Annotated in this window: 12 protein-coding genes; 5 read left to right on the top strand and 7 right to left on the bottom strand. The window is 59.8% G+C overall.

Annotated elements, in window-relative coordinates; all coding sequences use genetic code 11:
* Positions 1–76: 76 nt before the first annotated feature.
* From gltA to AC3WOY_RS21865, 7 genes are all read right to left on the bottom strand, one after another.
* Positions 77–1390 (bottom strand): citrate synthase, encoded by a 1314-nt coding sequence (gene gltA / locus AC3WOY_RS21895; protein ID WP_492427615.1) that lies wholly within the window; start codon positions 1388–1390, stop codon positions 77–79.
* 76 nt (positions 1391–1466) lie between these two features.
* Complete coding sequence (locus AC3WOY_RS21890; protein ID WP_492427613.1) at positions 1467–1736, bottom strand: FAD assembly factor SdhE; 270 nt, start codon at positions 1734–1736, stop codon at positions 1467–1469.
* A 101-nt stretch (positions 1737–1837) separates the two neighbouring features.
* Positions 1838–2548 carry a succinate dehydrogenase iron-sulfur subunit gene (locus AC3WOY_RS21885; protein ID WP_492427611.1) on the bottom strand — a complete coding sequence of 237 codons (711 nt, stop codon included), beginning with the start codon at positions 2546–2548 and terminating at the stop codon, positions 1838–1840.
* A 9-nt stretch (positions 2549–2557) separates the two neighbouring features.
* A complete protein-coding gene (gene sdhA / locus AC3WOY_RS21880) occupies positions 2558–4336 on the bottom strand; it encodes a succinate dehydrogenase flavoprotein subunit (RefSeq protein ID WP_492427609.1) in 1779 nt (592 codons plus the stop codon).
* Positions 4337–4338: 2 nt separating this feature from the next.
* A complete protein-coding gene (gene sdhD, locus AC3WOY_RS21875) occupies positions 4339–4707 on the bottom strand; it encodes a succinate dehydrogenase, hydrophobic membrane anchor protein (RefSeq protein WP_492427607.1) in 369 nt (122 codons plus the stop codon).
* 1 nt (position 4708) lies between these two features.
* Complete coding sequence (gene sdhC / locus AC3WOY_RS21870) at positions 4709–5119, bottom strand: succinate dehydrogenase, cytochrome b556 subunit (RefSeq protein ID WP_492427605.1); 411 nt, start codon at positions 5117–5119, stop codon at positions 4709–4711.
* Positions 5120–5261: 142 nt separating this feature from the next.
* Positions 5262–6053 carry a GntR family transcriptional regulator gene (locus AC3WOY_RS21865; protein WP_492429381.1) on the bottom strand — a complete coding sequence of 264 codons (792 nt, stop codon included), beginning with the start codon at positions 6051–6053 and terminating at the stop codon, positions 5262–5264.
* Between the two features lie 287 nt (positions 6054–6340).
* On the opposite strand from AC3WOY_RS21865, the gene AC3WOY_RS21860 reads away from it, so the two are divergent.
* The 5 genes from AC3WOY_RS21860 to AC3WOY_RS21840 all read left to right on the top strand — a co-directional run bounded on the left by AC3WOY_RS21860 (position 6341) and on the right by AC3WOY_RS21840 (position 12092).
* On the top strand, positions 6341–7330 hold the full coding sequence (locus AC3WOY_RS21860) for a malate dehydrogenase (RefSeq protein WP_492427603.1): 990 nt from the start codon (positions 6341–6343) through the stop codon (positions 7328–7330).
* A gap of 71 nt (positions 7331–7401) precedes the next feature.
* Positions 7402–8376, top strand: a complete 975-nt coding sequence (locus AC3WOY_RS21855) for an HpcH/HpaI aldolase/citrate lyase family protein (RefSeq protein ID WP_492427601.1) — start codon at positions 7402–7404, stop codon at positions 8374–8376.
* A 56-nt stretch (positions 8377–8432) separates the two neighbouring features.
* A complete protein-coding gene (locus tag AC3WOY_RS21850) occupies positions 8433–8888 on the top strand; it encodes a hypothetical protein (protein WP_492427599.1) in 456 nt (151 codons plus the stop codon).
* 100 nt (positions 8889–8988) lie between these two features.
* Positions 8989–11700 carry an aconitate hydratase AcnA gene (gene acnA, locus AC3WOY_RS21845; protein WP_492427597.1) on the top strand — a complete coding sequence of 904 codons (2712 nt, stop codon included), beginning with the start codon at positions 8989–8991 and terminating at the stop codon, positions 11698–11700.
* Positions 11701–11849: 149 nt separating this feature from the next.
* Positions 11850–12092, top strand: a complete 243-nt coding sequence (locus AC3WOY_RS21840) for a hypothetical protein (RefSeq protein WP_492427595.1) — start codon at positions 11850–11852, stop codon at positions 12090–12092.
* Positions 12093–12161 lie beyond the last annotated feature (69 nt).

The raw sequence follows: 12161 nt of genomic DNA, 5'->3' as shown, positions 1-12161 counted from the left end.
CAGGACCTTGCGGTTCCTGCGGGTTTTATTTTGTCCTCAAGAGGGGCTACCAGCCTTCCCTCAAGATACACATCGATCAGCCACGCTTGGCCATCGGCGGCACATCGCGCTTCGGCGAGCCGACGAACAGCTGGCGCGGACGGCCGATCTTCTGTTCCGGATCGGAGATCATCTCGTTCCACTGGGCGATCCAGCCGACGGTACGAGCCATCGCGAAGATACCGGTAAACAGGGAGACCGGGATGCCCAGTGCGCGCTGGACGATACCGGAGTAGAAGTCGACGTTCGGGTAGAGCTTGCGCTGGACGAAGTAATCGTCTTCCAGGGCGATCTTCTCGAGCGCCATCGCCAGCTTGAACAGCGGGTCGTCGTGCAGGCCCAGTTCGTTCAGCACTTCGTGGCAGGTTTCGCGCATCAGCTTCGCACGCGGGTCGTAGTTCTTGTAGACGCGGTGACCGAAGCCCATCAGTTTGACATTGGAGTTCTTGTCCTTGACCTTGGCGATGAATTCGCCAATGCGCTCGACGCCGCCGTCACGCTGGATATCTTCCAGCATCTGCAGCGCAGCTTCGTTCGCGCCGCCGTGCGCCGGGCCCCAGAGGCAGGCGATACCGGCAGCGATACAGGCGAACGGGTTTGCACCGGAAGAACCTGCCAGACGAACCGTGGAGGTCGAGGCGTTCTGCTCGTGGTCTGCGTGCAGGATCAGGATGCGGTCGAGTGCGCGGACCAGGACGTCATTGACCTTGTACTCTTCGCACGGGGTCGAGAACATCATGCGCATGAAGTTGGCGCTGTAGGACAGGTCGTTGCGCGGATACACGAACGGCTGGCCGACGGAATACTTGTACGACATGGCGACCAGCGTCGGCAGCTTGGCGATCAGGCGGATGGCCGACACTTCACGGTGATGCGGATCGTTGATGTCGAGCGAGTCGTGGTAGAACGACGACAGCGCGCCGACGGTGCCGACCAGCACCGACATCGGGTGCGCATCGCGACGGAAGCCGCGGAAGAAGAATTGCATCTGCTCGTGCACCATCGTGTGGTTGGTCACGGTGCTGACGAACTTCTGCTTCTGTGCGGCGTTCGGCAGTTCGCCGTTCAGCAGCAGGTAGCAGGTTTCGAGGAAGTCGCAGTTGACTGCGAGCTGTTCGATCGGGTAGCCGCGATACAGCAACTCACCCTTGTCGCCGTCGATGTAGGTGATCGACGAGTTGCAGGCTGCGGTCGACATGAAGCCGGGGTCATACGTGAACTTGCCCGTAGCGCCATAGAGCTTGCGGATGTCGATGACGTCCGGGCCGATGGTGCCCTTGTAGATCGGGAGGTCCAGCGACGGAGAACCGTCGGAGAACGACAGGGTTGCTTTGGTATCAGAGTTGGTCATGTCTCTTCCTTCTAGTGAGGAGGGGTGAGTCGATTGCAAAAAAAACCGAATTACAAAAACCGGGGTAGTACCAGTGTCAGGCTGCACGCAGACGCGCAAGGAGCGCATGCACATGCGGCAGGTCAGCATCGCCGGACGGTTCCTTGCGAGCCAGCAGCAAGTCCATCAGTTCGTTGTCGGCAAGTTCCATCAACCGCGAAAACGCATCCACTTCTTCATCCGTCAAAGTGGCTTCATGCGCATCGAGAAAACGCGTGATGATCAGATCGTTTTCGAGCAGACCGCGACGTGCCCTCCAACGCAAACGGGCTCGCTTTACCGGGTCAGCTTGATGATTGACAGACATAATTCCTCATTCGTTCTATTTCAGGAACCCTCCGGAAGGATGATCCGGAAGGCTCATGAAATAAGGCGGAAGCAGTATGCGCTTCCGCCCTTTCTTGACACTTACACTGCGCGGCGAACCATCAATTCCTTGATCTTGCCGATCGCGCGCGTCGGGTTCAGGCCCTTCGGGCAAACGTCGACGCAGTTCATGATCGTGTGGCAACGGAACAGGCGGTACGGGTCTTCCAGGTTGTCCAGGCGCTCGCTGGTTGCCTGGTCACGGCTGTCGGCGATGAAGCGGTAAGCCTGCAGCAGGCCGGCCGGGCCGACGAACTTGTCCGGATTCCACCAGAACGACGGGCAGGACGTCGAGCAGCATGCGCACAAAATACATTCGTAGACGCCGTCCAGCTCTTCACGTTCAGCCGGGGATTGCAGACGCTCTTTCTCCGGCGGAATGGTGTCGTTGATCAAGTACGGCTTGATCGAGTGGTACTGCTTGAAGAACTGGGTCATGTCGACGATCAGGTCACGGATGACCGGCAGGCCGGGCAGCGGCCGCAGCACGATCGGTTCGGTCAGCTCGTTCAGGTTGGTGGTGCAAGCGAGACCGTTCTTGCCGTTGATGTTCATCGCGTCGGAACCGCACACGCCTTCACGGCAGGAGCGGCGCAGCGCGAGCGAATCGTCCACGTCGGCCTTGATGCGCTGGAGCGCGTCCAGCAGCATCTTGTCCGTGTCCTGCAAGGTCACCGTCAGATCCTGCATGTAGGGCTTTTCGTCCTTGTCCGGATCGTAACGGTAGATTTGAAATTTCAGAGTACGTGCCATGTTCTTACCTTAGAAAGTACGTGCCTTGGGCTTGAAGGTTTCAACGGTCAGCGGCTTGGTGTTGACCGGCTTGTAGTCGAGGCGGTTGCCTTCGGAGAACCACAGCGTGTGCTTCATCCAGTTCTCGTCGTCGCGCTTTTCGTAGTCGCGGTGAGCGTGCGCGCCGCGGGATTCCTTGCGGGCGGCTGCCGAGATGATGGTTGCCTTGGCGGTTTCGATGAGGTTGTCCAGCTCGAGCGCTTCGACGCGCGCGGTGTTGAATACCTTCGACTTGTCCTTGAACGAAACGTGCTTGCGGCGCTCGTCCAGCTCGACGATCTTCTGGACGCCGGTTTGCAGCAGTTCGTCGGTACGGAACACGCCGCAGTACTGTTGCATCGTGGAGCGGATCGCGTTGGCGACGTCCTGGACGCGCTCGGAACCGGTGCTGGTTTCAAGGCGGGCGAGGCGTTCCATCGCACGGTCGGCAGCGTCTGCCGGCAGTGCCTTGTGGCTCTTCTGCTTGAGGTTCTGCGCGACGATGTGGTTGCCGGCAGCGCGGCCGAACACGACGAGGTCGAGCAGAGAGTTGGTGCCGAGGCGGTTTGCACCGTGCACGGAAACGCAGGCGCACTCGCCGATGGCGTACATGCCGTTGACAACTTCGTTCGGGATGCCGTTCTTCGGTGCGACGACCTGGCCGTTGATGTTGGTCGGGATGCCGCCCATCTGGTAGTGGATGGTCGGGACGACCGGGATCGGTTCCTTGGTCGCATCGACGTTGGCGAATTTGTGACCGATTTCGAGAATCGACGGCAGGCGTTTCTTGATGGTGTCGGCGCCGATGTGACGCAGATCCAGCAGAACGTGATCCTTGTTCGGGCCACAGCCGCGGCCTTCCTTGATTTCCTGGTCCATCGAACGGGACACGAAGTCACGCGGAGCCAGATCCTTCAGCGTCGGCGCATAGCGCTCCATGAAGCGCTCGCCGTTGGCGTTGATCAGGATACCGCCCTCGCCGCGCACGCCTTCGGTAATCAGCACGCCTGCGCCGGACACGCCGGTCGGGTGGAACTGCCAGAACTCCATGTCCTGCAGCGGCAGGCCCGCACGTGCAGCCATGCCCATGCCATCGCCGGTGTTGATGAAGGCATTGGTCGATGCAGCGAAGATGCGGCCTGCACCGCCGGTGGCGAACAGAGTGGTCTTCGCTTCGAGGATCATCACGTCGCCGGTTTCCATTTCCAGCGCGACGACGCCGAGCACGTCGCCATCCTGGTCGCGGATCAGGTCGATTGCCATCCACTCGACGAAGAAGTGGGTCTTGGCGCGCACGTTGCGCTGGTACAGTGTGTGCAGCAGTGCGTGGCCGGTACGGTCAGCGGCAGCGCAAGCGCGTTGTACCGGCTTTTCGCCGAAGTTGGCGGTGTGGCCGCCGAACGGACGCTGGTAAATCGTGCCATCCGGATTGCGGTCGAACGGCATGCCGAAGTGTTCGAGTTCGTACACGACCTTCGGTGCTTCGCGGCACATGAATTCGATGGCGTCCTGATCACCGAGATAATCCGAACCCTTGACGGTGTCGAACATGTGCCAGTACCAGTTGTCCTCGGACATGTTGCCGAGGGAGGCGCCGATGCCGCCCTGCGCAGCAACGGTGTGCGAACGGGTCGGGAAAACCTTGGAAAGGACTGCTACGTTGAGGCCCGCTTCTGCCAGTTGCAGGGAAGCGCGCATGCCGGAACCGCCGGCACCGACGATGACCGCATCAAAACGGCGGACGGGAAGTTTTTGCTTGATTGCTGCCACGATTACATTCTCCAGATAATCTGCGCGGCCCAGCCAGCGCAACCGACCAGCCACAGGATGGTGGCGACGTGAAATACGAGACGCAGACCGACAGAAGCGGTCACATAGTCCATCCAGACGTCACGCATACCGACCCAGGCGTGGTAAAGCAGCGAAAGGAAAGTCACGAAGGTCGCGATCTTGAACCACTGATGCGCGAAGAGACCCGCCCAGCCTTCGTAGGAGAAGTTGCTACCCGTCAGAAATGCCACCAGCAGAATGACCGTGTACACCGCCATCACGATTGCAGTCAGGCGCTGGGCCAGCCAATCGCGGACGCCGTAATGCGCGCCGACGACGAGGCGCTTCGGTCCGATATTATTATTTGCCATGTTAGAAAGCTCCGAACAATTTCAATGCAACCAGCAGCGTCAGCGGCAGGCTGACGGCGAACACGGCAACGGCGGACTTGCGACCGCTATCCTTGTCCAGGCCGATGTGCAGGTCCATGAACAGGTGGCGCACGCCGGCGCTGAAGTGATGCAGGTAGGCCCAGACCAGCGCAAGGATGACCAGCTTGACGAACCAGTGGGAGGTGAATCCCTTGAAGTATTCGAAGGAGATTTCTGAAGTCAGGCTCTTGTCGAGCAGAAACAGAACGAAGGGGATCAGCAGGAACATCAGCATGCCGCTGACGCGATGCAGGATCGATACGATACCGGCCAACGGCAGCCGGTAATGGACGGTCTGAGCAAAGCTCATTACGCCGTATTTGCGCCGGTTTTTGTTCACGGCTTCGGACATGACATTACCTCCCAGGGCTTGAAAATCCCGTAATTTTCGCCGATTTTGTGCATCACACCAATAGCAACCTTCGCGGAAAGCACAATTTCCACTTGTCAAGAGTGGCTATCCGGTATTGCTTAAATCAGCTGAAACATCAATCTCAACTCAGTTCGTTCTGATAGTGATGTCGATCAGTCAAGTAAAGCCCCCTGCGCACCTCCACCGGCTTGTCGCCATAAGTGAAGGACACACGCTCGACGCTGAGCAGGGGCGTTTGCTTCTCGACATTCAGTAACTCGGCCGTACCCTCGTCTGCGCTGACTGCGCGGATCTTTTCGGTCGCGCGGATCATGCGCGTGCCGAATTCAGTTTCGAACAATCCGTACATCGGCCCCTTGTACTCGACCAGGCGCTCAGCCGTCAGGCCCTTGAAAATCGCACCCGGGAGCCAGAGCTCTTCGACGATGGTCGGCGCGCCGTCGAACGACTGCACGCGCTTGATGAAAATGACGGAATCACCCGACTTGATATCCAGCAGGCGCGCAACTTCTGCGGGCGCTCTCAGTCTCTTGACCTCAAGGATCTTGTTGTCGGCATTGTGCGGCTCGCCGGCGTCCGGCATGAGCCTCAAAAAACGGTATTGCGCACGCGCCTCATGGTGCGTCGCAACAAAGGTGCCCTTACCCTGACGGCGCACCACGAGGTTTTCAGCAGCCAGTTCGTCGATCGCCTTGCGGACCGTTCCCTGGCTGACTTTGAATCGGTTTGCGAGTTCCACTTCGCTCGGGATCAACTCGCCCGGCTTCCATTCGCCCGACTGCAGGCTCTGCGTAATGAGGGCCTTGATCTGCTGGTAAAGGGGACTGAATGTGGGGGAGGCTCCGGAAGCGGAAAGACCAGCCCCGGTGCTTGGCGCACCATTGGTTGTCAGGTTGGTCGGGGCTGAACTCATAATCAGCGATTTCACCACAAAACCCCGATTGCCGTCCAGCAAAATGTATAACTGATATGTCTTATATAAGATATAAGATAGGCATTGACAGAGCGATCATGCAAGCATACACTCGGCTGCAATATTTGCAGGATGCAAGCCCGTGAGAAGCTCCGGTTATTGCGACGCACCATCCCCGGCATGGCTAGGGATTCGGCCGTGATCAGGCGTGGAATCGGCGTTATTATTACAGGCTTGCCGAATAATTCATACGGTTTCCCCTTTCATTCCCACTTTGGAGATTCATCATGGCTAAAGTCCCTATGCGCGTTGCCGTCACCGGCGCCGCCGGCCAAATCGGCTATTCCCTGCTGTTCCGCATCGCCAACGGCGATATGCTGGGCAAAGACCAGCCTGTCATCCTGCAATTGCTGGAAATCCCGGACGAGAAGGCACAGAAGGCGCTCAAGGGCGTGATGATGGAAATCGACGACTGCGCATTCCCGCTGCTGGCCGGCATGACCGCACACAGCGATCCGATGACCGCATTCAAGGATGCCGACGTTGCCCTGCTGGTTGGTGCACGTCCGCGCGGCCCGGGCATGGAGCGCAAGGACCTGCTCGAAGCCAACGCACAGATCTTCACCGTCCAGGGCAAGGCTCTCGACGCGGTCGCATCGCGCAATGTCAAGGTTCTGGTTGTCGGCAACCCGGCCAACACCAACGCCTACATCGCCATGAAGTCGGCACCGAACCTGCCGGCCAAGAACTTTACCGCCATGCTGCGCCTGGACCACAACCGTGCGCTGTCCCAACTGGCGGCCAAGGTTGGCAAGCCGATCACCTCGATCGAAAAGCTGTGCGTCTGGGGCAACCACTCCCCGACCATGTACGCCGACTTCACCCACGCTACCGTTGACGGCCAACCGGCAAAGGCACTGGTGAACGACGAAGCATGGACCAAGGACGTGTACCTGCCGACCGTCGGCAAGCGCGGTGCGGCAATCATCGAAGCACGCGGCCTGTCTTCCGCAGCGTCCGCAGCGAACGCTGCGATCGACCACGTGCGTGACTGGGTCCTCGGCACCAACGGCAAGTGGACCACCATGGGCATCCCGTCCGACGGTTCCTACGGCATTCCGAAGGACACCATGTTCGGCTTCCCGGTCACGACCGAGAACGGTGAATACAAGATCGTCCAGGGCCTGCAGGTCGATGCCTTCTCGCAAGAGCGCATCAACCTGACGCTGAAAGAGCTGCAGGAAGAGCGCGACGGCGTGAAGCACCTCGTCGGCTAAGCACTTCGACATCCGGACAAACGGCCTCGCGCCGTTTGTCCTCCCCTCTTCCCAGCCCCACGACGCAACACATGCACCCAACCGAGGTCTTATTCCAGGGCAAACACAAGCCGGTTTCGATTCCGGTCTGCGATCACTATGCCGGTTCCGAAAAACTGATGCAGAAGTCGATTGCCTTGCAGCAAGAACTTGGCCCCGTCTTCGATATCACCCTTGATTGCGAAGACGGCGCGGCAGCAGGTAACGAAGAAGAACATGCGAAACTCGTCGCATCGTTGATCGCCAGCGACGACAACCGCTTCAATCGTATCGGCGTACGCATCCACGACATCACCCATCCCTGTTTCGAGCAGGACCTCACGACCGTTATCACGAAGGCCACGGCCAAGCGCCTCGCCTATGTGGCCGTCCCGAAGGTGAATTCCCTCGCCGATGTCGTCCGCGCGATCGACGCGATCAACGTGCAAGCAAAAAAACACGGGCGCAAGAACCTTCCCATCCATGTCCTGATCGAAACTCACGGCGCATTGCACGACGTACATGCCATCGCCGCGCTGCCTCAGGTGGAATGCCTGTCGTTCGGCATCATGGATTTCGTCTCCGCCCATTACGGCGCTGTGCCCGGCACGGCCATGCGCTCCCCCGGCCAGTTCACGCACCCGCTGGTTACCCGCGCAAAACTCGAGATAGCCGCTGCTTGCCACGCGCACGGCAAGGTGCCGTCGCATAACGTGACGACCGAAATCAAGGACACCGCGGTCGTTGCCAATGATGCCACCCGCGCCGCCGGCGAATTCGGCTACACGCGGATGTGGAGCATCCATCCCAACCAGATCAAACCCATCCTCAAGGCTCTCGCGCCGCGCAGCTCCGAGGTCAGCGAAGCCGCTGCCATCCTCAGCGAGGCGTACGCGACACAATGGGGGCCGATACAATACAACGGGAAGCTGCACGACCGGGCCAGTTACCGGTACTATTGGGCGATACTGCAGCGCGCGAAAGCGAGCGGTATGCCGGTCCCGGAATCAGCAGGGAGTTTTTTGTAGCAGATACGACGCCTACAACACATCCAATCCGGCGCGTATCCCAGTGGAGACATAGCATGAAGTCATTTACAGCATTCGCACTTTTGATCGCCGGACTTTCCGTCGGAATCCCGTCAGCAATGGCGAATCCCCCCTCTTCCAACGAGGTTTCGAAGAAAGCAACGGCGAAGAAGGCGTCTGCTGCCAAGAAGGATGCCCAGGACGATGACGACCAGCCGGACGTCAAGGGCCTGACGGCAACCGCGTTCAATTGTGAACTCGGCAACAAGCTCACCATTTACTCCAATACGGCAGACGACCAGCAGATCGCGCTGCATTGGGACAAGCGCATGCATCGCATGCACCGTGTCAGCACCACCACCGGCGCTCACCGCTTTGAAAATGCAAAGAACGGCCTGGTCTGGATCGGCATCCCTGCCAAGGGCATGCTGCTTGACTCGAAAAAGGGCAAGCAGCTTGCCAACGAGTGCAGGAATCCGGAACAGGCAGCGCAGAAAGTGGCGGAGGGCTGACGCAATACCGGTCGATGCGGGGTGCTCGCGCATCCCGCCAGCACGTATCCATGTGCTCAATTTGTCAGCAGTTCAGTTCTAATAATCCCAAGGAGAGGCCATGTCCACCAATACTCTGAACACGCTCAAGGAATTCAAGATCTCGGGTTCCAAGAAAGGCAAGTTTTACTCCCTCCCGGCTCTTGAAAAGGCGCTTGGCGTGAACATCTCGCGCCTGCCGGTATCGATCCGCATCGTGCTGGAATCGGTGCTGCGCAACTGCGACGGCAAGAAAGTGACGGAAGAGCACGTGAAGCAACTGGCCAACTGGGGCCCGACGGCCGCGCGCGTGGACGAGATCCCGTTCGTCGTGGCCCGCGTGGTATTGCAGGATTTCACCGGCGTTCCTCTCCTCGCCGACCTGGCCGCCATGCGCGGCGTTGCGTCCAAGATGGGCAAGAAGCCGAAGAACATCGAACCGCTGGTGCCGGTGGACCTCGTCGTCGACCATTCCGTGCAGATCGACCACTTCCGCGAAAAGAAGGCACTCGACCTGAACATGAAGCTGGAGTTCCAGCGCAACAACGAACGCTACCAGTTCATGAAGTGGGGCATGCAGGCATTCGACACCTTCGGCGTCGTTCCGCCGGGTTTCGGCATCGTGCACCAGGTCAACCTGGAATACCTCGCGCGCGGCGTGCATAACAAGGGCGGCGTGTTCTATCCCGACACCCTGGTCGGCACCGACTCCCACACCACCATGATCAACGGCATCGGCGTGGTCGGCTGGGGCGTGGGCGGCATCGAGGCGGAAGCCGGCATGCTGGGCCAACCGGTCTACTTCCTGACCCCGGACGTGGTCGGCGTCAACCTGACCGGCGCGCTGCGCGAAGGCGTGACCGCGACCGACCTGGTCCTGACCATTACCGAGATGCTGCGCAAGCACAAGGTGGTGGGCAAGTTCGTCGAGTTCTTCGGCGAAGGCACCAGGTCGCTGTCCACCACCGACCGCGCCACCATCGCCAACATGGCGCCGGAATACGGCGCCACCATGGGCTTCTTCCCGGTTGACGAAGCCACGATCGAATACTTCAAGGGCACCGGCCGTACCAAGCAGGAAATCGACGCGTTCGAAGGCTACTTCAAGGCGCAGAACCTGTTCGGCATTCCGATGGAAGGCGAGATCGACTACACCAGCGTCGTCTCGCTCGACCTCGGCACTGTTGCCCCGTCGCTCGCCGGCCCGAAGCGTCCGCAGGACCGCATCGAGATCGGCAAGGTCAAGTCGACCTTCTCCGAGCTGTTTGCCAAGCCGGTCGCCGAGAACGGCTTCAACAAGAAGGCAGAAGACCTGGACGCCGTGTATGAAACATCCAACGGCGTCAAGGTCAAGAACGGCGACGTGCTGATCGCCGCGATCACGTCCTGCACGAACACCTCCAACCCGAGCGTGCTGCTGGCTGCCGGCCTGCTGGCGAAAAAGGCTGTGGAAGCAGGCCTGACCGTCGCTCCGCACATCAAGACCTCGCTGGCGCCCGGATCGCGTGTCGTGACAAAGTACCTGGAAGCCGCCGGCCTGCTGCCCTATCTCGAGAAGCTGGGCTTCGGTGTGACGGCCTACGGCTGCACGACCTGTATCGGCAACGCCGGCGACCTGACGCCGGAGCTGAACGAAGCGATCGTCAAGAACGACATCGTGGCTTCCGCCGTGCTGTCGGGCAATCGCAATTTCGAAGCGCGCATCCATCCGAACATCCGCTCCAACTTCCTGGCCTCGCCGCCGCTGGTCGTTGCCTACGCGATCGCCGGCAATGTAACCACGGACCTGATGACCGAACCGGTCGGCAAGGGCAAGGGCGGCAAGGACATTTACATCGGCGATATCTGGCCGACCTCTACCGAGATTGCCAAGCTGATGAAGTTCGCCATGAACGCGAAGACCTTCAAGGAAAACTATGCCGACGTCCAGGGGGCGCCGGGCAAGCTGTGGGAGCAGATCAAGGGCGTGGCCCAGGGCGAAGTCTACAACTGGCCGAAGTCGACCTATATCGCGGAACCGCCGTTCTTCCAGGAATTCGACATGCAGCCGAAGGCGGCCGCAGCCGGCATCAGCAGTGCCCGTGCATTGGGCGTGTTCGGCGACTCGATCACCACGGACCACATCTCCCCTGCCGGCTCCATCAAGGAATCCAGCCCGGCCGGCAAGTGGCTGCTGGAGAACGGCGTGATGAAGGCGGACTTCAACTCCTATGGCTCGCGCCGCGGCAATCATGAGGTGATGATGCGCGGCACCTTCGCCAACGTGCGCATCAAGAACCTGATGATCCCGGCGAAAGAAGACGGCTCGCGCGTCGAGGGCGGCCTGACCATCCACCAGCCGAGCGGTGAACAGATGTCGATCTACGACGCCGCGATGAAGTACATCGACGACGGCGTGCCGACCATGGTGTTTGCCGGCGAAGAGTACGGAACCGGTTCGTCGCGCGACTGGGCGGCCAAGGGCACACAGTTGCTGGGCGTGAAGGCGGTCGTGGCGCGTTCCTTCGAGCGCATCCACCGATCCAACCTGGTTGGCATGGGCGTGCTTCCGCTGCAATTCTTGGGCGACGACAGTGTCCAGTCGCTGGGCATCACGGGCAACGAAACGTTTGACCTCGTCGGTCTCGAAGACGAGATCAAGCCCCAACAGCAGGTGACTCTGGTGATCACCCGTGCAAACGGCGAGAAGGAAAACGTCAAGCTGCTGCTACGTATCGACACGCCGATCGAGGTCGACTACTACAAGCATGGCGGCATCCTGCCGTTCGTGTTGCGACAGTTGCTCGCAGCGTAATCGCGACACCCGATACCATCGGGCGTATTCGCGCTTGACGGGGAATCGGGTGCAAGCAAGCTGTAAGGATACGCCGTTACGCTTGCGGAAAGTGAAACGCCGGGCTAGACCGGCGTTTTTTCAGGTTTTAAAACTCGGAGACATTAACCATGTGGAAAATTTTCGTTGGCTTCATCGCTTTTGCCCTGCTCGCCCTGTTCGTGATCATGAAAGGCGGCGACAAGGTGGATATGCAAGGTGAAGCCGGTCACGGCCTGCCTTCTTCGGAGTCCCATTCGGCTCCCGCCGCATCCGCTCCTGCGGCGCCTGCGGCCCCGGCAGCATCCGAACCGGCTGCCCCGGCCGCTGCTCCGGCAGCTCCAGCCGCTTCCGAGCCCGCTGCCTCGAAGTAATACTTTCTGCATTGCAAGCCGCATGGGTGACCATGCGGCTTTTTTATTTTTTGTGCATATACTGATCTT

Source organism: Noviherbaspirillum sp. FW303-A3, from assembly GCF_058788695.1.
Note: the sequence above shows the minus strand (reverse complement) of the source record. Positions and strands in the feature narration are given on the sequence as shown.

Coding starts and splice junctions, on each gene's coding strand:
- gltA (WP_492427615.1), bottom strand. CDS start 1,390: ATGACCAACTCTGATACCAAAGCAACCCTGTCGTTCTCCGACGGTTCT.
- AC3WOY_RS21890 (WP_492427613.1), bottom strand. CDS start 1,736: ATGTCTGTCAATCATCAAGCTGACCCGGTAAAGCGAGCCCGTTTGCGT.
- AC3WOY_RS21885 (WP_492427611.1), bottom strand. CDS start 2,548: ATGGCACGTACTCTGAAATTTCAAATCTACCGTTACGATCCGGACAAG.
- sdhD (WP_492427607.1), bottom strand. CDS start 4,707: ATGGCAAATAATAATATCGGACCGAAGCGCCTCGTCGTCGGCGCGCAT.
- sdhC (WP_492427605.1), bottom strand. CDS start 5,119: ATGTCCGAAGCCGTGAACAAAAACCGGCGCAAATACGGCGTAATGAGC.
- AC3WOY_RS21865 (WP_492429381.1), bottom strand. CDS start 6,053: ATGAGTTCAGCCCCGACCAACCTGACAACCAATGGTGCGCCAAGCACC.
- AC3WOY_RS21860 (WP_492427603.1), top strand. CDS start 6,341: ATGGCTAAAGTCCCTATGCGCGTTGCCGTCACCGGCGCCGCCGGCCAA.
- AC3WOY_RS21855 (WP_492427601.1), top strand. CDS start 7,402: ATGCACCCAACCGAGGTCTTATTCCAGGGCAAACACAAGCCGGTTTCG.
- AC3WOY_RS21850 (WP_492427599.1), top strand. CDS start 8,433: ATGAAGTCATTTACAGCATTCGCACTTTTGATCGCCGGACTTTCCGTC.
- acnA (WP_492427597.1), top strand. CDS start 8,989: ATGTCCACCAATACTCTGAACACGCTCAAGGAATTCAAGATCTCGGGT.
- AC3WOY_RS21840 (WP_492427595.1), top strand. CDS start 11,850: ATGTGGAAAATTTTCGTTGGCTTCATCGCTTTTGCCCTGCTCGCCCTG.